Source organism: Microbacterium thalassium (assembly GCF_014208045.1).
Lineage (GTDB): Bacteria > Actinomycetota > Actinomycetes > Actinomycetales > Microbacteriaceae > Microbacterium > Microbacterium thalassium.
In genome coordinates, this window is record NZ_JACHML010000001.1 from 2,502,409 (window position 1) to 2,527,169 (window position 24,761).

A 24,761-nucleotide genomic window follows, 5' to 3' on the forward strand; every position below is an offset into this window, starting at 1 on the left:
TGCCGTGACCACGGCCGGATCGCCACCCGCCGCGGCGACCGGTCAGCGGTCGGCGATGATCTGCTGCCGCTCCTGATCGAGCTGGCGGAGCCGGACCCGGATGGCGCGACCCTGCTCCGACTCGGGCGACACACGCTGGACGGCGCCCAGGAGCTCGGCCTTCTCGGTGTCGAGCGCCCGCAGCAGCAGGCGCCGCGCGAGGTCGGCGGTCGAGGCCACGGCCTCGTTGTCGGTGAGCGCAGGGAAATCCGCGGCGAGCAGTTCGGCGCCGAGCCCCCGGAAGGGCTCGCGCACGGTGCCGACGGCCTCGCTCGCCCAGCCCGCGCGGTCGAGGTCGCCGGCTTCCGCGACGGCGCGCCGCACGGCCTCGAGGGCGGGGTGCCGGAACGGCTGGGCGACCGCTCGGACGAGCAGCTCCCGGTCGAGCCGGTGACCGAACTGGAGGAACCCCATCAGCGCGTCGCGCTCGAGCGCGACCTCCGCCGAGCGGGGCAGCCCGGCCAGCGTCACGCGTGCGACCGGTTCGGGTTCGGGCTCGTCCCCGGACGGGCGCGGGGCGGGTGCCGGACGCCGGTTCTCGGCGCGCCCCGCTCGCTCGACCTCGCGGCGCACATCCTCGGTGTCCATGCCCAGGCGACGCGCGAGGACGCGGATGTACTCGGGCTGAAGCAGGGGGTCGCGCAGCTCGGCGACGACCGGCGCGGCCTGCCGGAGGGCGCCGACGCGTCCCTCGACGCTCGCCAGATCGAATCCGCCGATGCGCTGATCGATGACGAACTCGACCATCGGCATCTTCTCTTCGACCATGCTCCGCACGGCCGCGTCGCCGCGGGCGAGCCGCAGGTCGCAGGGGTCCAGACCCTCGGGTCCGGTCGCGACGTACGTCTGCGCGTTGAACCGCTTGGCATCGGCGAAGGCTCGCAGGGCGGCCTTCTGGCCGGCGGCGTCCGGATCGAACGTGAACACCACTTCCCCGGCCGCCGAGTCGTCGCCCATGACCCGGCGCAGCACGGTGATGTGGTCGGCTCCGAACGCGGTGCCGCACGTCGCGATCGCCGTGGTGACCCCGGCCAGGTGGCAGGCCATCACGTCGGTGTAGCCCTCGACGACGACGACGCGATGCTCGCGCGAGATGGTGCGCTTCGCCAGATCGAGACCGTACAGGACCTGGGCCTTCCGGTACACGGCCGTCTCGGGCGTGTTGAGGTACTTCGGACCCTTGTCGTCGTCGTACAGACGGCGCGCGCCGAAGCCGATCACCTGCCCGGTCACGTCGCGGATCGGCCAGATCACGCGCCCGCGGAACCGGTCGTAGACGCCGCGCTGTCCCTGCGAGACGACGCCCGCGGCCGTCAGCTCCTCATCGGAGAACCCCTGCCCGCGCAGGGCCGTGTGCAGCGCCGACCACCCTTTGGGCGCGTAGCCGACCCCGAAATGGGCGGCGGCTCCGGCGTCGAAGCCGCGGTCGCCGAGGAAGCGTCGCGCAGTCTCGGCCTCGGGCGACGACAGCTGCCCGCGGAAGAACTCCGCCGCCGCCGAATTGACCGCGTACAGGCGCGTGCGACCGGCACCGCCCTCGGGCGCCGCTCCCCCGTCCTCGTAGGTCAGCTGGTAGCCGATGCGTCCGGCGAGGCGTTCGACCGCCTCGGTGAAGGTCACGTGGTCCATCGCCCGCAGGAACGAGTACACGTCACCGGACTCGCCGCAGCCGAAGCAGTGGTAGAAGCCCGCCTGGGGCCGCACGTTGAAGCTGGGGCTGCGCTCGTCGTGGAAAGGGCACAGGCCCTTCATCGACCCGACGCCGGCGGGTTTGAGGGCGACCCGCTCGCCGATGATGTCGGCGATGTTGGTGCGCGCCTTGACCTCCTCGACGTCGGCCTGCCGGATCCGTCCCGGCATCAGCCGGCCTCGGCGCGCACGCGCGGTCCCGGCCGGGCCCCGGGCGCCCAGATCCCGAGGGATGCCGCATCCACGTCGCCCACGAGACGACCGTGCCACGAGATCGCCAGCTGGTCGGTCAGGCTCGCCACCTGGTCGACGATGACGCGCCGGCGCGCCGCGTCCGACTCCGCGCTGCGGAAGTCCGCGGTGTGGATCGCGTCGAGCTCCGCCGGCTGTTCCCACAGTGCGGTCGCGAGCCGCTTGAGCACGCGACGCTGCTCCTTGTAGAGCTCCTTGCGCCCGTCGATCGATACGACGACCGCGCCGATGATCCCCTTGAGCACCGCCATCTCCGCCTCGATGACCCGCGGGACCACGACGTGCGCTCGGTAGCGCGTGAGGGACGGGCCCTCGTACGCATCGCGCGTGGCGTGGGTCGCCGCCCGCGCGAAGCGTCCGATCAGGTCGCTCGTGAGGTTCTTCAGCCCGGCCAGAGCCGGGCGCGTGCCGTCGAACTCGCGGATCCACACCGGCATCCGCATCAGCCGGTACAGCGAGTCGGCGAGTTCGTCGCGCGCGAAGTCGAAGCCCACCCACGACTGGATCGCGTCCAGCAGGGCATCGTGCTCGGCCGGGTCGGCGAGCCGCGCAGGATCGAGGTAGCCGTTCATCACGGCGTCCTCGAAGTCGTGCACCGAGTAGGCGATGTCGTCGGACAGGTCCATGACCTCGGCCTCGATGCAGCGCACGCGACCCGGCGCGCCGTCGCGCATCCAGCGGAAGACGGCTTCGTCCTCGGGGTACACCCCGTACTTCAGCCGGCCGCCGGGATCGGGCAGCGGATGCTCGCTCGTCCACGGGTACTTGCAGGTCGCGTCGAGGCTGGCCCGCGTGAGGTTGAGGCCGTGGCTCGTGCCGTCCGCATCGATGACCTTGGGTTCGAGCCGCGAGACGATGCGCAGCGTCTGCGCGTTCCCCTCGAAGCCGCCGATGTCCTCGGCCCAGTCGTTGAGCGCGCGCTCGCCGTTGTGCCCGAACGGCGGGTGGCCCAGATCGTGGCTGAGGCACGCGGTGTCGACCACGTCGGCGGCGAGGTTGAGTGCGGTGGCGAGCTCGCGACCGACCTGGGCGACTTCGAGCGAGTGCGTCAGCCGGTTGCGCGCGAAGTCCGCCGGGGATGCCGGGCTGAGGACCTGCGTCTTCGCTGCCAGGCGCCGCAGGGCCGCCGAATGCAGCACGCGCGCGCGGTCGCGGGCGAAGTCGTCCCGCTGCGAACGGTGCAGCTCGTCCGCGAAGCGCGCGGCGTCCCGGTCTTCGTATCCGTCGGGACGCCAGGCAGCTCCCGACGCGCGGCTGTCAGCCGCCACTGTGGTCGAGCTCCGCCTCGCACATGGCTGTGGATGCCTCTTCGCCGAGGTCCCGTGAGTCCAGCCAGCCGTGCGGCAGGGCGGGACGCTTCGGGGTGCCGGCACGTCCTCGCTGACCCTCGGCGGCGGCCCCCGGGTAGGGCGCGTCCAGATCGAGGGTGGCCAGGATCTCGTCGATCTCCGCGAGGCTCGACGCGGTCGCCAGGCGGGCGCGCGTGTCGCCTCCCACCGGGTAGCCCTTGAAGTACCACGCGACGTGCTTGCGGATGTCGCGGCACCCGCGGCCCTCGTCCTCGAAGAACTCAACGAGCAGCTCGGCATGGCGTCGGAACGCGCGGGCCACGAAGCCGAGCGTGGCGTCGACCGGCTCGCCGACCGCCGCTGCGGGCGTCCCGAGCGTGCGGGCGAGGTCGCCGAACAGCCACGGCCGGCCGAGGCATCCCCGTCCGACCACGACCCCGTCGCAGCCGGTCTCGGCCATCATCCGCTCGGCGTCGTCGGCCGACCAGATGTCGCCGTTGCCGAGCACCGGGATGCTCGTGACGGCTTCCTTCAGGGTCGCGATCGCCGACCAGTCGGCCTGGCCGGAGTAGAACTCGGCGGCGGTGCGCGCGTGCAGGGCGACCGCGGCGACACCGGCGTCCTCGGCGATGCGGCCGGCGTCGAGGTACGTGAGGTGATCGCCGTCGATGCCCTTGCGCATCTTGACCGTGAGCGGGATGTCCCCGGCCGCGCGGGCTGCGCGCGTGACGATGTCGCGGAAGAGCTCGAGCTTCCACGGAAGCGCCGCGCCGCCGCCCTTGCGGGTGACCTTGGGCACGGGGCAGCCGAAGTTCAGGTCGATGTGGTCGGCGCGATCCTCCTCGACGAGGACGCGGACCGCCGACTCGACCGTCGCCGGGTCCACGCCGTACAGCTGGATCGAGCGGGGCGTCTCGGACTCGTGGTGCGTGATCAGGCGCATCGTGGTCGCGTTGCGCTCGACCAGCGCGCGGGACGTGATCATCTCGCTGACGTAGAGTCCGGCACCGTACTCGCGGCACAGCCGGCGGAACGCGGTGTTCGTGATGCCCGCCATCGGCGCGAGCACGACCGGCGCATCGAGCTCGATGGGGCCGATGCGCAGGGTGCGGGCGGGGGCGAGGGCGGTGGACATCGCTCCATTGTCCCAGAACCCGGCTGGACGGGAGCCCGATGTGTGGACACGTCCACCGTGTCGGAAACGGCACACCGAAGTGACCCGCCGGGGGCACGGGGGCTCGTCCGCGCCCTCGCGTCGGCACCGGCCGGTTCAGGCGAGGTCAGAAGGGTGCGTCACCGGCATCCGCAGGTCGGAACGCTGGGACGCGTCGTTCGGGTTTCACCACGTACTGTCTGCCCGAGGGGGAGGTCCATTCGATCGCTCCCCCGCTGCCGGGGACTTGTCGGATCCGCCACCCGCCGTGGTGCTTGATGGTGTGATGCCCCTTGCACAGCGGCGCGAGGTTGGCGAGCGACGTCGATCCCCCGTCCACCCACGCGAGGGTGTGGTCGATCTCGCACCGTGACGCCGGCATCCCGCATCCGGGCCCCATGCAGCGATCGGCGCGCCACGTCACGAGATCCCGGATCATCTTCGGCGGGTCGTACCGGTCTCGGCCCACCGAGAGCACCATGCCGGTCTCGGGGTGGGTGAGGACGCGGATCCAGTCCCGCGCCTGCCCGCACAGCTCCCGCGCCCGCTCCAGCGGAATCGGGCCCACACCCTCGACGACCGCCGGGTCACCACCCTCGGCGCCCTCACCGGACAGCACCGACAGCGCCGGCACCGTCACCACGACCGTCGGCCGGATCCCGCGCGCGGTGGGCGGCAGGCAACCGGTGTCGCCGTCGATCAGCAGGTCGGCGAACACATCCGCGCGCACCTGGTCGAGCGTGCGGTCCTCGCCCGGCTGCCTGGTGATGGTCTTCGCGATCGTCGTGATGCGGCCGTAGATCGCGTGCGCCTCGACCGCGGGCAGGTACGCGTGGAACCATGCCATCCCGTCTCCGACGTTCTCCACCGCGGTACGCCGGCTCGTGAGAGCCTCCGCGTGCCGCTCCGCGAGCGTCTGGGCGCGCTCGGTCTCGATCAGCGTGGTCAACGCCCGCCGGAACGCCGCGACCGTGGTCTCCTCGGCGATCGCGAGCGCCGGCGGCACGATCTTCTCCGCCAGGGCGGGCTCGAGCACCTCGACGCCCGCCACCAGCGCCCGCGCGTGATCATCCGTGATCTGCGCGTGCCCGAGCGCGTCGAGCACCGTCGGGTAGCGGTGGACGAGAGCTTCCGCAACGGCCATCATGCCGCCGGCGACGGTCTCGCCGACGCGCAGCGCCGCCGAGAGTTCGAGCCGAACCGAGCGCTCGATCACCGGAGCGATCGCGTCGCCGTAGCGCGCGGCATCCGCGAGGGCGCGAACGCGGAGCCCGTCGATGCGCTGGTACCGCTCGGCGGCGAACACCGACACCATGTTCGCCGTCTCGACGACGAGGCTCACGTCGTCGGGAATGTACGGCTCGGTGTCCGGGAAGCGGCCGTCATCGACGTGCCAGCCGACGTCGCCGCTGGAGAGCGCTTCGTCGAAATTCGCGTCCTCGTCCATGCTCTGACTCTAGAACGCACCTCCGACATCGGACTGCGCCGACGATGCCGACAGACGAAGACACCGTCGATCGCCGGAGCCGGAGCTCTGGACGCCTCGGTCTCCCCCTCGTTCCTCCCCCGCACGATCCGCTCAGGTCGCCGCCCGGCGGGCATCGTCGGAGCGGAAGGACACCATCGCGGCGACCAGGAAGCACAGCGCGCCGAGACCCGTCCCGAGGTTCATCCACCGCACGTTGACGAGCCCGCCCGTGGCGGGCAGGACGAACGCCCCGACCGCGGCGATGCCGAAGGCGAGCGAGCCGGCCATGTTCAGCCATGCGCCGTGCATCGTGCGGGCCGCCGGGTCCGACAGCTCCCAGCGCCGGGCCGCCGCCAGCAGCGCCAGCGTGCTCGAGAGAAGGAACGCGATGGATCCCCACGCGTTCGGGTACCAGCCCGCCGCCGCGTTCGTCGGATCGCGCACCGCCGCGGCGAGCACGACGACGGTGCTGACGTTGAACAGCACCGTGCCGACCAGCTGAACGGCGGCCGACCACCAGTCCAGAGCGTCGGCGCGCGAGCCCGGACGCCAGGGCGGCCTGCGCCCGCTCAGCAGCAGCTGGATCAGCGCGGCGAGCGTGAACAGCACGGATCCGGCGACGAAGGTCGCCGCATCCCACACCGGCCCGACGGCCGAGGCGTACCAGGGCACCGCACCGACGATGAAGCACGCCGACCCCAGGGCGAATCCCCACGACTCGCGCCGCAGCCGCCTGCGGCGGGACACGGTCGCCATCGTCAGCGTGCGGCGGGCGCGTCGGGAGTGTCCACCGCTCCTCCGAACCGCCGATCGCGATCCAGGTACAGCGAGATGGCGTGCCAGAGATCGGTGCGCGAGAAGTCCGGCCACAGCGTGTCGAGGAACACGAACTCGGCGTACGCCGACTCCCACAGCAGGAAGTTCGACGTGCGCTGCTCGCCGCTGGAGCGGATGAACAGGTCCACGTCGGGCATGTCGGGCTGGTAGAGGTGCCGGCGGATGAGCTTCTCGCTGATCGCCGACGGCTTGAGCCGGCCGGCGGCGATCTGGTCGCCGATCGACCGCATCGCATCGACGAGTTCGACGCGACCGCCGTAGTTGATGCACATCGTCAGGGTCATGACGTCGTTGTCGCGCGTGAGCTGCTCGGCGAACTGCAGCTCCTTGATGACCGAGCCCCACAGGCGCGGCTTGCGCCCCGACCACCGCACGCGCACGCCCCACTCGTTGAGCTGGTCTCGCCGGCGGTGGAGCACATCGCGGTTGTAGCCCATCAGGAACCGCACCTCGTCGGGCGAGCGCGCCCAGTTCTCGGTCGAGAACGCGTAGACGCTGAGGTGCTCGACCCCGGCCTGGATGGCGCCGGCGACGACGTCGAGCAGGACCTCCTCGCCCGCCTTGTGGCCTTCGACGCGCGTGAGGCCGCGCCGGTTGGCCCAGCGGCCGTTGCCGTCCATGACGATCGCGATGTGCTTCGGGACGCCTCCCGCGGGGAACGCGGGCGGGTGGACGCCGGTCCAGTCGATCGGGCGGTACGGCACGGCGTCGCGGTGGGTGTACGGCTTGGGGGTCATCGCGAGGGCTCCGATGAGACGTGGGAGAGGGAGCGGATGCCGCGCTCGAGGTGCCACTGCGCGTACGCGGCGATGAGGCCGGATGCGGCGGCGGTCGCGTGCGGCGACGCGCCGTCGACGATATCCCACTCCCCCGCCATGAGCGCGGTGAGCAGGCCCGCCGTCGCGTCGTCGACGCGCGCGGATCCGGCGGGCGCGCAGTCGGCGCAGACCATTCCGCCCAGCTGCGCGACGAAGGACGTGTGGGCGCCGGTGGCCCCGCACCGCGCACAGCCGGTGAGTCCGGGCGCCCAGCCCGAGAGCGCCATCGCCCGCAGCAGGTAGGAGTCCAGGATGCTGCGCGCGGCGTGCTCGCCCCGCGCGAGCGAGCGCAGGCCGCCGACCAGCAGCAGGTACTGCTGGGGCGTCGCCTCCGCCTCGTTGAGGCGGTCGGCGGTCTCGACCATGGCGCTGGCCGCCGTGTAGCGCCCGTAGTCGACGACGATCTCGGCGCCGTAGGAGCCGAGCGACTCCGCCTGCTGCACGACGTCGAGGCTCCGCCCCTCGTACAGCAGCACGTCGGCGACCATGAACGGCTCGAGGCGGGAGCCGAAGCGCGACCCGGTACGGCGCACGCCCTTCGCCACCGCACGGATCTTGCCGTGTCGGCGGCTCAGCATGGTCACGATCCTGTCGGCCTCGCCCAGCTTGTGGGTGCGAAGGACCACGGCCTCGTCGCGGTAGGTGGGCACCCCTCGATTATCGTCGCCCCGGCGGCGAATGGCTGGAGGGCGCGGCATCCGCGGACTGTAAGGATCTCGGACGCACTCCGGGTGTTCCCTGGAGACATGGCCAGTCTCACCGCGCGCGCGTCGGACCGCCTCGAGCGGTTCTTCGGCACGGCCCGCGCCCGCACGTCGACGCCGGGTCGCCGCACGCGCACGACGGTGGTCCTGGGACGCGCCCTCGGCGTGCTGCTGATCGTGTGCTTCGCCACCGGCCTGTACAGCCACGTCCTGCAGAACCCGGTGGACTGGCTGCCGCTGCTGCCGCGTCCGGTGCACCTGTACCGCGTGACCCAGGGCGCGCACGTCATCACGGGGCTCGCGCTCGTCCCCGTTCTCCTCGGGAAGCTGTGGAGCGTCTACCCGCGGCTGTTCGCATGGCCGCCGATCACCGGCCCGGTGAGCCTGCTCGAGCGCGGTTCGATCGCGCTGCTGGTCGGGTCGGCCCTCCTCGAAGTCGGGCTGGGCGCGATGAACATCGCTCAGTGGTACCCGTTCCCGCTCTCGTTCCGTGCGGTGCATTTCGTGCTGGCCTGGGTCCTGATCGGGGCGATGACCCTCCACATCGCCATCAAGCTCCCGCTGATCGCAGCCCATTGGCGTCGCGTGCGCGAGGACCCCTCTGCGGACGAGCCGACCGAGCCGCGGACGTGGCCGGACACGCCGGACCCGGACCTCGAGCGGCCGCCGACCGTCGCCGAGGGCGTCTCGCGACGCGGCGCGCTGATCGCCGTCGGCTCCGCGGCCGGGGTCGTGGCGCTCGCGACCGCCGGGCAGACGGTGGCTCCGCTCGCTCCGCTGGCCGTCCTGGCCCCGCGCCGCCCGGGCATCGGCCCGCAGGGACTCCCGGTCAACCGGACGGCCGCGGAGGCCGGCGTGATGGCCTCGGCCCGGTCCCCGCAGTGGCGGCTGAGCGTGATGGGTCCGGACGGATCAGCCGAGCTGTCGCTGCTCGACCTGCGCGCGATGCCCCAGCAGACCGTGGAGCTTCCGATCGCGTGCGTCGAGGGCTGGAGCCAGAACGCGGTGTGGACCGGCGTCCGGGTGCAGGACGTCATCGCGCTCGTCGGAGCCGGTCCCGACAGCGATGTGCGCTTCACGAGCCTGCAGACCCGCGGCGCGTTCGCGACGTCCCGCATGCGCCGCGAGTACGTCGCGGACCCCTGGTCCCTGATCGCCCTGCGGCTGGGCGGCGAGACGCTCGACATCGAGCACGGATACCCCGCTCGCGTCATCGCCCCCGGCAGGCCCGGGGTGCGGCAGACCAAGTGGCTGAGCTCGGTGGAGGTGACGACGTGATCATCGTCGATCCGCCCCTGCGCCGCTCCGACGTCGCGCGCATCGTCATCGGCGCGAGCGGCGTCGCCCTGATCCTCGCCGGGATCGTCATGGCCATCGTCGCCATTCCGCCCGAACGCTACGCGTCGGTGGTGGTCTGGGCGCTCGCGGCGATCGTGATCCACGACGGGCTCGTCGCGCCGCTCGTGGTGGCCGTCGCGCTCATCGGCCGCCGCACCGCGCAGCGCATCGGCACCACCGCCGCCGCCGTCGCCCGCAGCGCCCTCGTCGCCGCAGCCTGCTGCACGCTCATCGCCGTGCCCGGCATCGTCGTCCGCGCCCTCGGGCCGCGCAACGAGACCATCCACACCGTGGACTACGTCGTCGTGCTCTCGGCCTGCTGGGTCGTGGCGATCGGGATCGCCGTCGGCGCGGTGATCGCCGGCGCGATGCGCGCCCGGCACGCGCGCACGATGTGACGGTCGGCCACGACGGTGTGCTCGCAGTGGTCGAACCCGGCCGCGGCGAGGCAGCGTTCGGCAGTGCGCCACCCGACACGCGCCCAGGCGAACGGTGCGCTGACGTGGCCGTGATCGTCGTGGACCGTGAAGACGGCGCGGTCGTCCAGGTCCGCCGGCGCCGCCGTCTCGACGACGACCATCCCGTCGGGCGCCAGCAGCTCCCCGCAGCGCCGGAGGAGCGCGTCGGGGTCTCCGCCGATGCCGACGTTCCCGTCGAGCAGCAGCACGGTCCGCCAGCGTCCCTCGAGGGGCAGCCGCTCGAAGATCGATCGCACGAGCGCCGGCGTTCCGGCCGCACGAGCGCGCCAGACGGCATCGGCCGACACGTCGATGCCGAGCGCCGCCGACGCCGTCTGCGCTGCGGCGCGCACCATGCGTCCCGGCCCGCATCCGACGTCCAGCAGCGGCCCCTCGGCCGTTCCCAGGATCGACAGGTCCGCGGCGTCGGCCGGACCGCACAGCGCGTCGACCCACCACACCTCCTCGATCGTGTCGCCGGCGACGCGTCGCAGGTGGAGCCGGCCGCCGCCTTCGCCCTGCAGCGCGAAGCCCCAGGGCTCGCCGCCGCCCGAGGCGAACGTCGTCTCTCCGGGGCGTCGCGCGGTCACGATCGCAGCTCCAGGGCCGCGGCGCGCCATGCCCGAGCGAAACGCGATTCCGGGGCCTGGTCGGCGACCGACGCGGCCGACGCCGCGTCGTCGACATCGGTGAGCTCCTCGAGGAAGCGCACCCGCAGACCGGCGGAGAGCAGGCGCGTGAGCTGCTCCGCGCCGGTGTCCGCGCGCGACATCGCCGTGCCCCGCACCAGGGCCCCGTCCGGCTCGCGCAGTCCCAGCGCCCAGAAGCCGCCGTCGGCGGCCGGACCGAACCAGGCGTCGACCTGATCGGGCCACGCCGTGAGCGGGGCCTCCAGGATCAGGGCGTCGATCTGGGGCGTGTCCATGCCGACCAGCAGCGTCGGACCGGTCACCGCGTCGAACAGGAACGCCAGTCGCTCGTCCAGATCGCCGCCCGGCTGGGCGATCGTCTCCCATGCCGCGGCGTCGGGGGTCTTCCGGGCCGGCCCGTCCCAGAACAGCACGCGCCTCGCGGCGGGAAGCGCCGTGAGCGTCGACAGCGTGTCCTGCAGGGCCGCCTCCGCGACCGTGGCCGCCTGCTCGGGCGACAGCGGCGGGGTCAGACGGGTCTTGACCCGGCCGGGACGGCACTCCTTCGCGACCACCGCGACGGTGACCCCCGCGCTCATCGCGACGCCTCCGACAGGATGCGGGACATGTCCCCCACCGCCGTCAGCGTGCCACGGACGGTGCCGGTCACCTTCGACGCCCCGACGCGCGGCCGGTAGGCGACGTCCCGCTCGGCGATCCGCCAGCCGGCCGCCGCCGCGCGCAGGACCATCTCGAGCGGATAGCCGCTGCGGCGGTCCTGCAGCTCGAGGGCGATCAGGTCCTCGCGGCGTGCGACCCGCATCGGGCCGAGATCGTGGAGCCGGATGCCGGCCACCCGGCCGATGCGGGCGCCCAGCACGCGGTTGGCCGCACGTGCGTGCCAGGGCCACGCGCCGCGTGTCGTCGGGCGGCGACGCCCGAGGACGAGGTCCGCCTCGCCGTCCCGCACGAGGGCGGCCAGGGCGGGGATCTCGTCGGGGTCCAGCGACGCATCCGCGTCGCAGAACGCCACGAACGGTGCCGTCGCCGCCAGAAGACCCGCGTGGGCGGCGGCGCCGAACCCGCGCCGCGGCTCGGTCACCACCGTCGCCCCGAGGTCGCGGGCGACCCCGGCGGAGCCGTCGGTGGACCCGTTGTCGACCACGATCGCCCGGCAGCCCGCCGGGACGCGCCCGAGCACCCACGGCAGCGCCGCGGCCTCGTCGAGGCACGGGAGGACGATGTCCACGGACTCCATGATCCGACCGTAGAGCCCCCGGCGCTCCGCGTCAGGGGGGCAACCATTACGGAACACGGAACGGTGCTCTCGAGAGCCGCGCGCACCGTGTGCCGCAGGCGCGCACGGTCGTAGGGTGAAGGCGTGATGAGCATCGCCGATCCGGTCGCGCCCGCGGGAGACCTCGCGGGGCGCAGCGTGCTCGTCGTCGAGGACGACGACACGGTCGCCGAGGTCGCGACGACCTACCTGCGGGCGGCCGGCTTCCTGGTGGACCGTGCGGCTGACGGGCGCGAGGCGCTCGAGCGGGTCGCCGAGCTCTCCCCCGACCTGGTCGTCCTCGACCTGATGCTCCCGGACGTCGACGGCATCGAGACGTGCCGCCGCATCCGCGAGCAGCGCGACACCCCGGTCCTGATGCTGACGGCGAGGACCTCGGCGGACGACCGCATCAGCGGGCTCGAGGCGGGGGCGGACGACTACGTCACCAAGCCCTTCTCACCGCGCGAGCTGGTGCTTCGCGTGCAGTCGGTGCTGCGCCGGACGCTCGCCGAGCCCGCATCCGAGGACCCGGTCTCGATCGGCCGCTTCTTCGTCGACCCGGCGGCGCGCATCGCCCGGATGGACGGCCGCGACCTGTCGCTGACGGTGCGCGAGTTCGATCTGCTGGCGTTCCTGGTCCGGCGACCCCAGCAGGCCTTCGACCGCGAGACCCTGCTGCAGTCGGTGTGGGGCTGGACGTACGGCGATCTGTCGACCGTGACGGTGCACGTGCGGCGGCTCCGAGAGAAGATCGAGCCCGACACCGCCAACCCGCGGCACCTGGTGACCGTGTGGGGCGTCGGCTACCGCTTCCAGCCCTCGGGCGAGGCGCCTCACGAGCAGGACCGCCCCGCGCCGTGAACCTGACCGATCTGCTCACCGTCACCGCGCTGACCTCGATCGTCAGCCTCGCGGTCGGCGGCGCGTGCGTCCTCGTGCTGCTGATGCTGCGCCACGTGCGTCTGTTCGTGCAGCTGATCGTCGCGCTGCTGGCGGGGGTCGCGTCGGTGGTCATCAGCATGATCACCGTCGCCAACATGATGTACCTGTCCGGTCACGATCTGGTCGTCGCGATCGCGGTGTCGATCACGGCGGGCCTGAGCTCGGCCCTCGTGGGCGCGGCGGTGTGCTGGTGGATCGTGCGGAACTCCCGCGCACTGTCGCTCGCCGTCGAGCGCATGGCGCAGGGCGAGGTCGTGACGGCGTCGCCGCTCACGGTCGGCACCGAGCTGTCGCGCCTGGAGGCGGCCCTGGCCCAGACGAGCGCCCAGCTGAAGGAGTCGCGCGAGCGCGAAGCGCGCCTCGAGGCGTCGCGGCGCGAGCTGGTCGCCTGGATCTCGCACGACCTGCGCACGCCGCTCGGCGGCATCCGCGCCATGGCCGAGGCCCTCGAGGACGGCATGACCGACGAGCCGGAGCGCTACCTGCGGCAGATGCGCAGCCAGGTGGACCTGCTGGCCGGCATGGTCGACGATCTGTTCGAGCTGTCCCGCCTCGAGTCCGGATCGCGGCCGCTGACCCTGATGGACGTCTCGCTGCTCGACGTCGTCAGCGACGCGGTCGCCGACGTGCGCCCCGCGATCCGCGACCGGCAGGTCGTCGTCGACAGCACCCTCGACCACGACCTGGTGGTGTCGGTCGACCCGGCCGAGCTCTCGCGCGCGATCGGCAACCTCGTGATGAACGCCGCGCAGCACACGCCGCGGGGAACGCCCGTGACCGTGCGCACCGAGGTGGTGGACGGGCATCCGACCGTCTCGGTCATCGACGAGGGGTCCGGCATCCCCGAAGCGGACCTCTCGCGCGTGTTCGACGCGGGCTGGCGCGGGTCGTCGGCCCGCACGCCGCGCGCCGGGGACGCGGCGCCTCCCGGCGCGGGACTGGGACTCGCCATCGTGCGCGGGATCGTCCACGCCCATCGCGGCGACGTCGCGGTGCAGAACCTCGCCGTGGGTTGCCGCTTCGACATCCGTCTTCCGGCCGAAGGCGCCCGCGCGCTCTGACCGGGCCGTCAGCCGGTGTGCTCGGCGGCGAAGCCGGCCAGTCCCGCCCCGAGGTCGACCTCGGCACGCCACCCCAGCTCGCGATGGGCGCGGTCGGCGGATGCCGTGATGTGGCGCACGTCGCCCGCCCGGTACTCCCCCGTCACCACCGGATCCGGTCCGTGCATCGCGTCCGCCAGGGCGCTCGCCAGCCCGTGGACCGTCGTCACCCGTCCGGTGGCGATGTTGAACGGGCGTGCGGTCGCCCCGACGGCAGCCGTCCACTCCGCCGCGGCGAGGTTCGCCGCCGCGACGTCGTCGACATGGATGAAATCGCGCCGCTGCCGCCCGTCCTCGAAGACCCGCGGCGCCTCGCCCCGAGCCAGCGCCGAACGGAAGATCGCGGCGACGCCCGCATACGGCGTGTCGCGCGGCATCCCCGCGCCGTAGACGTTGTGGTACCGCAGCAGCGCCGCGCTGCCGCCCGTCTCGCGCACCCAGCTGGCGGCGAGGTGCTCCTGGGCGAGCTTGGTGAGGGCGTAGACGTTTCGCGGATCGGTCGCGCCGGTCTCGTCGATCGAACCCGGCACGAGCACGGCCCCGGTCGCAGGATCGCGCGGATCGAACACGCCCGCCTCCAGGTCCCGGATCAGACGCGGCGCCGGCCGCACGGCGGTGCTCGCGCCCGGCAGGTGGTACGCCCCCTCGCCGTACACGACCATCGACGAGGCCAGCACCAGCCGGCCGACCCGCCGCGCGCGCATGGCCGCCAGGACGACCGCCGTGCCGACGACGTTGACCTCGGAGTAGTCGGGAGCATCGTCGAAGTCCACGCCGAGCCCCACCTTCGCCGCCTGGTGGCACACGACGTCGACCCCCGCGAGGGCGTCCTCCATCGCCTCCCGATCGCGCACGTCGGCGCGGACGAATTCGACCGCGTCTGCGAGGACGGGGGCCTGCGGGTGGACGTCCACACGCAGCGCGTCGAGCACGCGGACGTCCCATCCCCGCGCGAGCGCGGCGTGGACGACCCGCGACCCGATGAACCCCGCGCCCCCGGTGACGAGGATCCGCGTCACCGTGCGAGCCTCGGATCGGCTGCGCGGGCCGGGCGGGCGAGCACGTCGGCGCGGGCGGCGTCGTCCAGGAGCGTGCGCCCCGGGTAGTCGGGAGGAATCGCCGCCACGGCGCGCTCGATGCCGGCGACCACACGCGGCAGCGCCTCGGCGAATCGCGCGTACACGATGTCGGCGCTCACCAGCTCGGCATCCTCCGCGTGCGCGCCGGCATCCATGTCGGTGACAACGCACACCGTGGCGGAGCCGATCCCCAGTTCGCCCGCGAGCGCCACCTCGGGCAGGAGCGTCATGTTGACCAGGTCCGCGCCGGCGGCGCGCAGCGCGCGCGACTCGGCGCGCGTCGAGAAGCGGGGACCGGGGATGACCGCGACGGTCGCCCCGTCCGCGGCATCCGGCAGACCGTCGCACACCGCGGCGCGCACCACCGGGCAGAAGGGGTCGGCGAACGGCAGATGCCGCACCGGACCGGAGTCGATCCCCGGCTCTGCGTCGAAGTACGAATCCGCGCGCCCGTGCGTGCGATCCAGCAGCTGATCGGGCACCGCGAGCGAACCGGGCGCGAACGCCGAGTCGAGCGACCCGACCGCCGCCGAGGACACCACCGCCCGCACGCCCAGCCGTGCCAGCGCCCACAGGTTCGCGCGGGCGGGCACCGACGACGGCGGCAGCGCGTGCCCCGCCCCGTGCCGCGGCACGAACGCCACGCGCCGCCCGCCGAGCATCCCGAGCGCGATCGGCGCGGACGTCGGACCGTACGGGGTGGGGACCGTCTCGCGGCGATCGAGCGAGTCGAACGCGTCTTCCAGACCGGTGCCGCCGATCACGGCGATGGATGCCTCGTGCGCCTCGGGCATGGACGGGTCCTCCGATCGTGGGATGCGTTGCCTCACGATAGAACGCGGCGACGCTCTCGCGTCAGCGCGATCGCCATGTGTCCCCGGTTCGTCATCCCCGGCACCCGCACGAGAGCGCGCAGCGACCGCGAGCAGGCCCCCGAGGGGTGCTCGCGGTCGCCACGACGTCGGTCAGACGGCGGCCAGCTCGGGCGTGCGCTCGCGCGTGCGGATCGCGCGGTTGACGCCCGACACGATCGCCTTGAGCGACGCGGTCGAGATGTCGCCGTCGATGCCCACGCCCCACAGGCGCTCGCCGTCGACCTGCAGTTCGACGTACGCGGCCGCCTGGGCGTCGCCGCCGGCGCTGAGCGCGTGCTCGACGTAGTCGTACACCGTCACGTCGAACCCGTGCGCGCGGAGGACTTCGAGGAAGGCCGCCACCGGGCCGTTGCCGTGCCCGGACGCCGAGACGCGGTCGTCCCCGTCGCGCAGCGCGACGTCCAGCTGCACGTCGCCGGACATGTCGCTCTGCGTGCGCGTCGACAGCAGCTCGAACCGGCCCCAGCGGTCGTCGTCGACCTGCGACGGCAGGTACTCGTCGGTGAAGATCGACCAGATCTGGTCGCTCGTGACCTCGCCGCCGTCGGCATCCGTCTTGGCCTGCACGACGCCCGAGAACTCGATCTGGAGCTTCCGCGGCAGGTCCAGCGCGTGGTCGGTCTTCAGCAGGTAGGCGACGCCGCCCTTGCCGGACTGCGAGTTGACCCGGATGACCGCCTCGTACGAGCGCCCCAGGTCCTTGGGGTCGATCGGCAGGTACGGCACGGCCCACTCGAGCTCGTCGACCGAGACGCCCTCGACGGCGGCCCGGGCCTCCATCGACTCGAAGCCCTTCTTGATGGCGTCCTGGTGCGAGCCGCTGAACGCCGTGAAGACGAGGTCGCCCGCCCACGGGCTGCGCTCGGGGACCGGCAGCTGGTTGCAGTACTCGACGGTGCGCTTGATCTGGTCGATGTCGCTGAAGTCGACCTGCGGGTCGATCCCCTGCGTCAGCAGGTTCACGCCCAGGGCGACCAGGTCGACGTTGCCGGTGCGCTCGCCGTTGCCGAACAGGCATCCCTCGATGCGGTCGGCGCCGGCCATGTAGCCGAGCTCGGCGGCAGCGACCGCGGTGCCGCGGTCGTTGTGCGGATGCAGCGACAGGATGACGTTCTCGCGGTGGTTCAGGTGCCGGTTCATCCACTCGATCGAATCGGCGTACACGTTCGGCGTCGCCATCTCGACCGTCGCCGGCAGGTTGATGATCACCTTGCGGTCGGGCGTGGGCTCCAGGATGTCCAGCACCTGGTTGCACACGTCGACGGCGAACTCCAGCTCGGTGCCGGTGTAGCTCTCGGGCGAGTACTCGTAGAAGACCTTCGTCTCGGGCACGCGCGTCTCGAACCGGCGGCACAGGCGGGCGCCCTCGAGCGCGATGTCGATGATGCCCTGCTTGTCGGTGCGGAACACGACGTCGCGCTGCAGGATGCTCGTGGAGTTGTACAGGTGGACGATCGCACGCTTGGCGCCGCGGATCGACTCGTACGTGCGCTCGATCAGGTGCTCGCGCGACTGCGTCAGCACCTGGATCGTGACGTCGTCGGGGATGACGTCGTCCTCGATGAGCTGACGGACGAAATCGAAGTCCGTCTGGCTCGCCGAGGGGAACCCGACCTCGATCTCCTTGTAGCCCATGCTCACCAGCAGATCGAACATGACCCGCTTGCGCTCGGGGCTCATCGGATCGATGAGCGCCTGGTTGCCGTCGCGCAGGTCGACGGCGCACCAGCGCGGCGCCTGGGTGATGCGGCGCGCGGGCCACGTGCGGTCGGGCAGCTCGACCGAGATCTGCTCGTGATACGGACGGTACTTGTGGACCGGCATGCCCGAGGGCTGCTGGAAGTTCTGCATGATGTCGCTTCTACTCTCGTCTTCGAAGATGGGGGCCGACGACAAGCTCCGCGACGAGGATGGCCCTAGATCGAGGCCCCGTCGCGGCGGCTAAGAAGAAGCAGCGAGTCGACACGCATAGCGCAAGGGTACACCCGCGCGGCCACCCAGGGCGAACGCGGACCCTCCGCCGCCGGGCTGAGACGATGCGGTCCGACCCGACACTGCTCCAGTATGAGACCTGTGAGTCGTCGCCATCGCATCCTCTCCGCGGCCGGGACGGGCGTCGCCGCCCTCGCCCTGCTGACCGGCTGCGCCACCCCGGGTACGGGGACGGCGGGAGACGCGCCCGCCGGCGCCGCGACTCCCCCCGCCCCGCCCGCGGGCGAGGTGATCGCGCAGGGCACCGTGATGGACGTCGGCGGCGACGTCGAACTGTGCCTGGCCGGTGTGGCCGAGTCGTACCCGCCGCAGTGCAGCGGGCTCCCGATGACGGGATGGTCGTGGGAGGGTGTCGACGGAGCCGAGACCGCGGGCGAGGTCACCTGGGGCGCGTACGCGGTGCAGGGCCTCTATGACGGCGAGTCGTTCACCGTCAGGGAGCACCCCATCGTCCTGGCGCTGTACGACCCGATGGCACCCGCGGACCCGACCGGAGGTGAGCCCGGCACGAGCGACGAAGCGACGCTGGCGACGATTCAGGACGAGAGCATCGCCGTCTTCGGCGAGGACTTCCTCTCTTCCTGGACCCGCGACGGGTGGCTGTGGGTGCAGGTCGTGTGGGACGACGGTTCGTGGCAGCGGGTGGTGGACGAGCTGTACGGCGACGGTGTCGTCGTGATCGTCTCGGCGCTGCAGGCCGTCGAGGGCTGAGGCGCGCTCAGAACCCGAGACGGCCGAGCTGCTTGGGGTCGCGCTGCCATTCCTTGGCGACACGGACATGCAGCGACAGATAGACGCGCGTGCCCAGCAGCGGCTCGATTCCGGCGCGCGCCCGCGCCCCGACGTCCTTGAGCCGCGCGCCCTTGCGCCCGATGATGATCGCCTTCTGGCTGTCGCGCTCGACCACGATGTCGGCGTACACGTCGGTGAGGTCGGAGTCCTCGCGGGGCTCGACATCCTGCACGACCACCGCAATCGAGTGCGGGAGCTCGTCGCGGACGCCCTCGAGCGCGGCTTCGCGGATGATCTCCGCGATCCGGTCGTCCTCGGACTCGTCGGTCACGATGCCCTCGGGATAGAGGGCGGGGCCTGCGGGCATCAGCGAGAGAAGCTCGTCGGTGAGGACGTCGAGCTGATCGCGCGTCAGCGACGAGATCGGGATCACGGCGGACCAGTCCTCGCGCAGCGAGTCGACCTCCATGAGCCGGTCGGTGATCTGCTCGCGCGTCGCCGAATCGGTCTTCGTGACGATCGCGACCTTCTTCGCCCGCGCGTACCCGTCGAGCGACTCGGCGATGCGGCGGTCGCCCGGGCCGACCTTCTCCGTCGCGGGAACGCAGAAGCCGATCACGTCCACGTCGCCGAGAACCTGCTCGACGAGGTCGTTCAGGCGCTGCCCCAGCAGCGTGCGGGGCTTGTGCAGGCCCGGCGTGTCGACCACCACGAGCTGACCGGCCGGGCGGTTGAGGATGCCGCGGATCGCCCGCCGCGTCGTCTGCGGCTTGTCGCTGGTGATCGCGATCTTCTCGCCGACCAGGGCGTTCATGAGCGTCGACTTGCCGACGTTCGGCCGGCCCACGAACGTCACGAACCCGGACCGGAGGTCGGCGGACGCCGCCCGGCTGTCCTCATCGCTCACGGCATGCCGCCCTTCTGCTTGGCCTTGCTCTTGCTCTTGCCGTTCTTCACGACGCGGATCTCGGCCGTGCGCGGGCGCGTCACGGCGGCATCCGGCCCGGCACCGGCCTCCGCATCGCCGTCCTCGACCGTGGGCGCGCGCTCGACGATCACCGTGGCCAGGCGCCCGCGGCCGCGCGATGCGCCCCCGGTCATGATCAGCCCCGACAGCTCGCCGGTCGCGCCCGGCTGCGGGACGCGGCCGAGCGCCTTGCCGAGGAGACCGCCGACCGAGTCGACGTCCTCGTCCTCGAGCTCGAGATCGAACAGGTCGCCGACCTCGTCCAGGCTCATGCGCGCGCTGACGCGGAAGCGGCCGTCGCCGAGCTCGACCACCTCGTCGCCGCGGGGATCGTACTCGTCGACGATCTCGCCGACGATCTCCTCGATGAGGTCCTCGAGGGTGACCAGGCCCGACACCGCGCCGTACTCGTCGATCACCATGCACACGTGCACCGCGTCGCGCTTCATCTGCTGCAGCAGCGTCTCGGCCTTCATCGACTCGGGCACGAACACCGCCGAGCGCGCGATCCGCAGGATCGGCTTGTCGCGCCACCCCGCTTCGTCCTGGAACCCGAACTGCACGAGGTCCTTCAGGTAGAGCAGTCCCACGACGTCGTCGGCGTCGGCGTCCACGATCGGCATGCGCGAGACGCCCTTCTCGAGGAAGATCGCCATCGCGTCGCGCGTGGTCGCCGTCGCATCGACGGTGACCATGTCGGTGCGGGGCACCATCACCTCGCGCACGAATGCGTCGGTGAAGTCGAACACCGAGTGGATGAGCTCGCGGTCGTCCTCTTCGATCAGCTCGTTCTCGGCGGCGTCGTCGATGATGCTGAGCAGCTGCTCCTCCGAGGCGAACGCGCCGCCCCGCGAGACGCCGGGTGTGAGCGTGGTGCCCACGGCGGCCAGGCCGTGGGCGAGGGGACCGAGCAGGATGCGCGCACCGCGCACGACCGGAGCGCCGGCGCGCAGCAGTCCGCGCGCGTGCTGGCGCCCGACATTGCGCGGGCTGACCCCGACCACGACGTACGAGACGGCGGTCATGATCAGCGCCGCGGCGAACATCGCCCACCAGATGCTGTCGAAGATCAGGGTGAACGCGACGGTGACGAGCACGGCCGCCGTGGTCTCGGCGAGCACGCGGATGAAGGAGACGGCGTTGGTGTGCGCATCGGGATCGTGCGCGATCCGATTCAGGCTGCGCGCGTTGCGGCCCGACGATCCCATGTCGATCAGGTCGGCGCGCGAGGTCACCGAGAGCGCGGCGTCCAGGGCGACCATGAGCGCACCGAAGGCGAGGAGGACGGCTGCGACGGTGAGCAGGAGAGCTGCGGTCATGAACGGCCGCGCCGCCTCTCGGCCATCATGAACGACACGATGAGGTCGCGCTGCAGGGCGAACATCTCGCGCTCCTCCTCGGGCTCGGCGTGGTCGAAGCCGAGCAGGTGCAGCAGCCCGTGCGTGGTGAGCATGATCAGCTCGTCCATCGTGGAGTGCTTCGCGGCGACCGCCTGGGTCTCGGCGACCTGCGGGCACAGCACGATGTCGCCCAGGAGCCCGGGCGGTGTGGGCTGGTCCTCGGTTCCGGGACGCAGCTCGTCCATCGGGAAGCTGAGAACGTCCGTCGGGCCCGGCTCGTCCATCCACTGCACGTGGAGCGCCTCCATGGCGCCTTCGTCGACCGCGAGGATCGCGACGTCCGCGTCGGGGCTGACGTGCAGCTCCGCCAGGTTGTGCTCCGTCAGCCGCAGCAGGGCCGCCTCGTCGACCGGCACCCCGGACTCGTTGCTGATCTCGATGGTCATGAGCGTCCTCGCTTCGGAAGGTGGTCGCGGGGTCCGCCCGGCCGGGAGTGCCCGCGGCGCTCGGCGCGGTTCGCGAACTCGGTCGCCTCGTCGCGCTCGCGGCGCGCGGCGAGTCGCCGCTCATCGTATTCGCTGTAGGCGTCGACGATGCGTCCCACCAGCGTGTGGCGCACGACGTCGTCGCTGGTCAGGTATGCGAAGTGGATGTCGTCGATGTCGCTGAGCACGCGGGTGACCAGGCGGAGGCCCGACGCACCCTGCGGCAGGTCGACCTGCGTGATGTCGCCGGTGACCACCATGCGCGTGCCGAAGCCGAGCCGGGTCAGGAACATCTTCATCTGCTCCGGCGTGGTGTTCTGCGCCTCGTCGAGCACGACGAACGAGTCGTTGAGCGTGCGTCCGCGCATGTACGCCAGCGGCGCGACCTCGATCGTGCCCGTGGCGATGAGCTTGGGCACGAGCTCGGGGTCCATCATCTCGTTGAGGGCGTCGTAGAGCGGACGCAGATACGGGTCGATCTTGTCGGTGAGGGTTCCGGGGAGGAATCCGAGCCGCTCCCCCGCCTCGACCGCGGGACGGGTCAGGATGATGCGGCTGACCTCTTTGCGCTGCAGCGCCTGAACGGCCTTCGCCATCGCGAGGTAGGTCTTGCCGGTGCCGGCGGGGCCGATGCCGAAGACGACCGTGCTCTCGTCGATGGCGTCGACGTAGCCCTTCTGGCCCAGGGTCTTGGGACGGATGACCTTGCCGCGCGACGAGAGGATCGCCTCGCCGAGCACCTCGGACGGCCGCGGACCCCCTTCGGTGCGCAGGATGCGGCTGGAGCTGGCGACGTCCGTCGGCTCGAGGCCGTGGCCCGAGCGGGTCATCGCGAGCAGCTCGTCGACGAGGTCCCGTGCGGCGCGCACGGCGTCCTGCTCGCCGGTCAGCGTGATCTCGTTGCCGCGCACGTGGACGTCGACATCGGGGTGCTCGCGCTCGATGACGCGGAGCAGCCGGTCCTGCGGCCCGAGCAGCTGGACCATGGCGACGCCGTCCGCGTAGATGCGCTCGACGGCGGGTGAATCGTCAGTCACCGAGTGAATTCTCCTCGAGGGATCCGGCCAGCACGTGGGCGTGGACGTGGAACACCGTCTGCCCCGCGTTCGGACCGGTGTTGAAGATGAGACGGAAGTCGCCGTCGGCGTGGTCGGCGGCGAGCGAGTTCGCCAGGCCGATCATCTCCGTCAGCAGCGCCGGGTCGCCGGCGGCGAGCTCGACGACGTCGCGGTACTCCTGCGTCTTCGGGATCACCAGCAGATGCACCGGAGCCTTCGGCGCGATGTCGCGGATCGCGAACACGTTGTCGGTCTGCGCGATGATCTCGGAAGGGATCTCGCCCCTCAGGATGCGCGTGAAGATCGAAGGCTCGCTCATGTCCACCAGTCTACCGAGGGGGTGTCACCAGCGTCCGAGGCGGGCGCTCATCACCGCGACGGCCGCGGGGCCCGCGGTCGAGGTGCGCAGCACCGTGTCCCCGAGGCGCACGGCGCGCGCGCCGGCGGCGGTCAGCGACGCGAGCTCCTCGGCGGCGATGCCGCCCTCGGGGCCCACCACGAGCAGGCATTCGGCATCGTCGGTCTGCTCGATCCCGGTGAGCGCGTCCGCGGCGGTGGGCTCGAGCACGAGGACGCGCGTCGAGGCGGCGCGGCGCACCAGGTCGGCCGTGCCGACGACCGGTTCGACCTCGGGCAGCCACGCGCGATGAGCCTGCTTCGCAGCCTCCCGCGCGATCATCCGCCAGCGGGCGAGTCCCTTGTCGCGCTTGGGCCCGTCCCACCGCGACACGCTCCGTGCCGCCTGCCACGGCACGATGCCGTCGACGCCGAGTTCGGTCGCCGCCTGGATCGCGAGCTCGTCGCGATCGCCCTTGGCCAGCGCCTGCACGAGCACCAGCCGGGTCTGCGGCGCCGGCTCGTCGCGCCGGGCCGTGACCTCGACGATCACCTCGCGCGGCGCCGCCGAGGCGCACACCCCCGTCAGCCACGTCCCGCGGCCGTCGCCGACGGTCACCTGCTCGCCCGGCCGGACGCGCCGGACCGTGGCGGCGTGGTGCGCCTCCGCGCCCGTGAGGACCAGCGTGTCGCCGGGGCGAGCGGTCGCCGCCTCGTCGGCGAGGAAGTGCAGGGCCATGTCAGCTGTGGCGGAACCGGTCGCGGAGCTTCGCGAACAGCCCCTGCTGGAACTCGCCGAGACGCGGAGCGGGCGCCTTCGTGCGCCGGGCGAAGTCCTCGATGAGGGCGCGCTCCTTCGCGTCCAGGCGCGTGGGCGTCACCACGTGCACGCCCACACGCAGGTCGCCGCGCTGCGTCGACCGCAGCGGTGTGATGCCGCGGCCCTTGATCGTCAGCACGTCGCCGGACTGGACGCCGGGGCGCACCTCGAGGTCGACGGGGCCGTCGAGCGATTCGATGGTGGTCGTGGTGCCCAGGATCGCGTCGGGCATCGAGACCTCCAGCGTCGCCAGCAGATCGTCGCCGTCGCGGCTGAACACGTCGTGGGGAGAGACCGTGATCTCGACGTAGAGGTCGCCGTTGGGCCCGCCCGCCGGTCCCACCTCGCCCGAACCGGGCAGCTGCAGGCGCAGGCCGCTCTCGACGCCGGCGGGGATGTCCAGCGACACCGTCCGGCGGGCGCGCACACGGCCCTGGCCCTGACACGTCGCGCACGGGTACGGGATCGTCGTGCCGTACCCCTGGCACACGCCGCAGGGCTGCGACGTCACGACGTTGCCGAGGAGGCTGCGCACCTGACGCTGCACGTGCCCCGTGCCGTGGCAGATGTCGCACGTGACCGGCGACGTGCCGGGCTGGCAGCACGATCCCTCGCAGGTCTCGCACACCACCGCGGTGTCGACCTCGATGTCGCGGTGCACGCCGAAGACGACGTCGCCGAGGTCGAGCGTGACGCGCACGAGTGCGTCCTGCCCGCGGTCGCGGCGGGACCGGGGACGACCCCCGCGGCCGCCGGCACCACCGGCCGCGGCCCCGAAGAACGTCTCGAAGATGTCGCTGAAGCCGCCGAAGCCCGCGGCGCCCCCGCCGAACGGCGAGTCGCCGCCCATGTCGTAGCGGGCGCGCTGATCGGGGTCGCTGAGGACGTCGTAGGCGTGGGTCACGAGCTTGAACCGCTCGGCCGCGTCCTCACCGGGATTCACGTCCGGATGCAGCTGGCGCGCGAGTCGCCGGTACGCCTTCTTGATCTCGTCCGGGCTCGCATCGCGCGAGACCCCGAGCACTTCGTAGTGGTCAGCCACTGTCGCCTTCCCGGCCGCCCGCAGGCGGCATCCGTCGGTC

Annotated in this window: 25 protein-coding genes; 5 read left to right on the plus strand and 20 right to left on the minus strand. The window is 72.2% G+C overall.

Going from position 1 to position 24,761, the window contains the following annotated elements; all coding sequences use genetic code 11:
• Positions 1-42 precede the first annotated feature (42 nt).
• The 7 genes from dnaG to recO form a co-directional block, all read right to left on the minus strand.
• The gene (dnaG, locus tag HD594_RS11515; protein WP_184751091.1) at positions 43-1,899 is read right to left on the minus strand and encodes a DNA primase; all 1,857 of its coding nucleotides are present in this window, start codon (positions 1,897-1,899) and stop codon (positions 43-45) included.
• Complete coding sequence (locus tag HD594_RS11520) at positions 1,899-3,248, minus strand: deoxyguanosinetriphosphate triphosphohydrolase (protein WP_184751092.1); 1,350 nt, start codon at positions 3,246-3,248, stop codon at positions 1,899-1,901. The genes dnaG and HD594_RS11520 overlap by 1 nt, the downstream gene beginning before the upstream one ends.
• On the minus strand, positions 3,238-4,404 hold the full coding sequence (gene dusB, locus HD594_RS11525; protein WP_184751093.1) for a tRNA dihydrouridine synthase DusB: 1,167 nt from the start codon (positions 4,402-4,404) through the stop codon (positions 3,238-3,240). The genes HD594_RS11520 and dusB overlap by 11 nt, the downstream gene beginning before the upstream one ends.
• Before the next feature lie 145 nt (positions 4,405-4,549).
• Entirely contained in the window at positions 4,550-5,869 is a 1,320-nt protein-coding gene (locus tag HD594_RS11530; RefSeq protein ID WP_246414019.1) for an HNH endonuclease signature motif containing protein, read from the minus strand.
• A gap of 132 nt (positions 5,870-6,001) precedes the next feature.
• Positions 6,002-6,637 (minus strand): hypothetical protein, encoded by a 636-nt coding sequence (locus HD594_RS11535; RefSeq protein ID WP_271171204.1) that lies wholly within the window; start codon positions 6,635-6,637, stop codon positions 6,002-6,004.
• An 11-nt stretch (positions 6,638-6,648) separates the two neighbouring features.
• Positions 6,649-7,464 (minus strand): isoprenyl transferase, encoded by an 816-nt coding sequence (locus tag HD594_RS11540; RefSeq protein ID WP_184751095.1) that lies wholly within the window; start codon positions 7,462-7,464, stop codon positions 6,649-6,651.
• On the minus strand, positions 7,461-8,195 hold the full coding sequence (gene recO / locus HD594_RS11545) for a DNA repair protein RecO (protein WP_184751096.1): 735 nt from the start codon (positions 8,193-8,195) through the stop codon (positions 7,461-7,463). Before recO ends, HD594_RS11540 begins: the two co-directional genes overlap by 4 nt.
• A 96-nt stretch (positions 8,196-8,291) precedes the next feature.
• Here recO and HD594_RS11550 point away from each other — a divergent pair, with 96 nt between their 5' ends.
• Positions 8,292-9,527, plus strand: coding sequence for a molybdopterin-dependent oxidoreductase (locus HD594_RS11550; RefSeq protein ID WP_184751097.1), 1,236 nt, complete (start codon positions 8,292-8,294; stop codon positions 9,525-9,527).
• Complete coding sequence (locus HD594_RS11555) at positions 9,524-9,985, plus strand: hypothetical protein (RefSeq protein WP_184751098.1); 462 nt, start codon at positions 9,524-9,526, stop codon at positions 9,983-9,985. Before HD594_RS11550 ends, HD594_RS11555 begins: the two co-directional genes overlap by 4 nt.
• Here the strand turns inward: HD594_RS11555 and HD594_RS11560 are convergent.
• From HD594_RS11560 to HD594_RS11570, 3 genes are read right to left on the minus strand one after another with little or no spacing between them, the layout of a single operon-like run.
• Positions 9,883-10,635, minus strand: coding sequence for a methyltransferase domain-containing protein (locus tag HD594_RS11560; RefSeq protein ID WP_221446612.1), 753 nt, complete (start codon positions 10,633-10,635; stop codon positions 9,883-9,885). The genes HD594_RS11555 and HD594_RS11560 overlap by 103 nt on opposite strands.
• The gene (locus tag HD594_RS11565; RefSeq protein ID WP_184751099.1) at positions 10,632-11,273 is read right to left on the minus strand and encodes a TIGR04282 family arsenosugar biosynthesis glycosyltransferase; all 642 of its coding nucleotides are present in this window, start codon (positions 11,271-11,273) and stop codon (positions 10,632-10,634) included. The genes HD594_RS11560 and HD594_RS11565 overlap by 4 nt, the downstream gene beginning before the upstream one ends.
• The gene (locus HD594_RS11570; protein WP_184751100.1) at positions 11,270-11,932 is read right to left on the minus strand and encodes a glycosyltransferase family 2 protein; all 663 of its coding nucleotides are present in this window, start codon (positions 11,930-11,932) and stop codon (positions 11,270-11,272) included. The genes HD594_RS11565 and HD594_RS11570 overlap by 4 nt, the downstream gene beginning before the upstream one ends.
• A 126-nt stretch (positions 11,933-12,058) precedes the next feature.
• Between HD594_RS11570 and HD594_RS11575 the strand changes: the two genes are divergently transcribed.
• Both HD594_RS11575 and HD594_RS11580 read left to right on the plus strand, forming a co-directional pair.
• Positions 12,059-12,814: a response regulator transcription factor gene (locus tag HD594_RS11575; protein WP_184751101.1), complete on the plus strand. Its 756-nt coding sequence runs from the start codon at positions 12,059-12,061 to the stop codon at positions 12,812-12,814.
• Positions 12,811-13,956 carry a sensor histidine kinase gene (locus HD594_RS11580; RefSeq protein WP_271171205.1) on the plus strand — a complete coding sequence of 382 codons (1,146 nt, stop codon included), beginning with the start codon at positions 12,811-12,813 and terminating at the stop codon, positions 13,954-13,956. The genes HD594_RS11575 and HD594_RS11580 overlap by 4 nt, the downstream gene beginning before the upstream one ends.
• A gap of 8 nt (positions 13,957-13,964) precedes the next feature.
• Here HD594_RS11580 and HD594_RS11585 read toward each other — a convergent pair whose 3' ends face one another.
• The 3 genes from HD594_RS11585 to leuA all read right to left on the minus strand — a co-directional run bounded on the left by HD594_RS11585 (position 13,965) and on the right by leuA (position 17,800).
• Complete coding sequence (locus HD594_RS11585; RefSeq protein ID WP_184751102.1) at positions 13,965-15,014, minus strand: NAD-dependent epimerase/dehydratase family protein; 1,050 nt, start codon at positions 15,012-15,014, stop codon at positions 13,965-13,967.
• Positions 15,011-15,868, minus strand: coding sequence for an MTAP family purine nucleoside phosphorylase (locus tag HD594_RS11590; RefSeq protein WP_184751103.1), 858 nt, complete (start codon positions 15,866-15,868; stop codon positions 15,011-15,013). Before HD594_RS11590 ends, HD594_RS11585 begins: the two co-directional genes overlap by 4 nt.
• Before the next feature lie 171 nt (positions 15,869-16,039).
• Positions 16,040-17,800: a 2-isopropylmalate synthase gene (leuA, locus tag HD594_RS11595; protein ID WP_184751104.1), complete on the minus strand. Its 1,761-nt coding sequence runs from the start codon at positions 17,798-17,800 to the stop codon at positions 16,040-16,042.
• 213 nt (positions 17,801-18,013) lie between these two features.
• On the opposite strand from leuA, the gene HD594_RS11600 reads away from it, so the two are divergent.
• Positions 18,014-18,652, plus strand: a complete 639-nt coding sequence (locus HD594_RS11600) for a hypothetical protein (protein WP_184751105.1) — start codon at positions 18,014-18,016, stop codon at positions 18,650-18,652.
• Between the two features lie 7 nt (positions 18,653-18,659).
• Here the strand turns inward: HD594_RS11600 and era are convergent, their stop codons facing one another.
• Genes era through dnaJ form a run of 7 tightly spaced genes read right to left on the minus strand, consistent with a single transcriptional unit; the run spans position 18,660 to position 24,721 of the window.
• Positions 18,660-19,580 (minus strand): GTPase Era, encoded by a 921-nt coding sequence (gene era / locus HD594_RS11605; protein ID WP_184751106.1) that lies wholly within the window; start codon positions 19,578-19,580, stop codon positions 18,660-18,662.
• On the minus strand, positions 19,577-20,959 hold the full coding sequence (locus HD594_RS11610; RefSeq protein WP_184751107.1) for a hemolysin family protein: 1,383 nt from the start codon (positions 20,957-20,959) through the stop codon (positions 19,577-19,579). The genes era and HD594_RS11610 overlap by 4 nt, the downstream gene beginning before the upstream one ends.
• Positions 20,956-21,426 carry an rRNA maturation RNase YbeY gene (gene ybeY, locus HD594_RS11615; protein WP_184751108.1) on the minus strand — a complete coding sequence of 157 codons (471 nt, stop codon included), beginning with the start codon at positions 21,424-21,426 and terminating at the stop codon, positions 20,956-20,958. Before ybeY ends, HD594_RS11610 begins: the two co-directional genes overlap by 4 nt.
• Positions 21,423-22,451: a PhoH family protein gene (locus HD594_RS11620; RefSeq protein WP_221446928.1), complete on the minus strand. Its 1,029-nt coding sequence runs from the start codon at positions 22,449-22,451 to the stop codon at positions 21,423-21,425. The genes ybeY and HD594_RS11620 overlap by 4 nt, the downstream gene beginning before the upstream one ends.
• A 43-nt stretch (positions 22,452-22,494) precedes the next feature.
• Entirely contained in the window at positions 22,495-22,842 is a 348-nt protein-coding gene (locus HD594_RS11625) for an HIT domain-containing protein (RefSeq protein ID WP_184751109.1), read from the minus strand.
• Positions 22,843-22,866: 24 nt separating this feature from the next.
• The gene (locus HD594_RS11630) at positions 22,867-23,598 is read right to left on the minus strand and encodes a 16S rRNA (uracil(1498)-N(3))-methyltransferase (RefSeq protein WP_184751110.1); all 732 of its coding nucleotides are present in this window, start codon (positions 23,596-23,598) and stop codon (positions 22,867-22,869) included.
• Between the two features lies 1 nt (position 23,599).
• Positions 23,600-24,721 (minus strand): molecular chaperone DnaJ, encoded by a 1,122-nt coding sequence (dnaJ, locus tag HD594_RS11635; RefSeq protein WP_184751111.1) that lies wholly within the window; start codon positions 24,719-24,721, stop codon positions 23,600-23,602.
• Positions 24,722-24,761 lie beyond the last annotated feature (40 nt).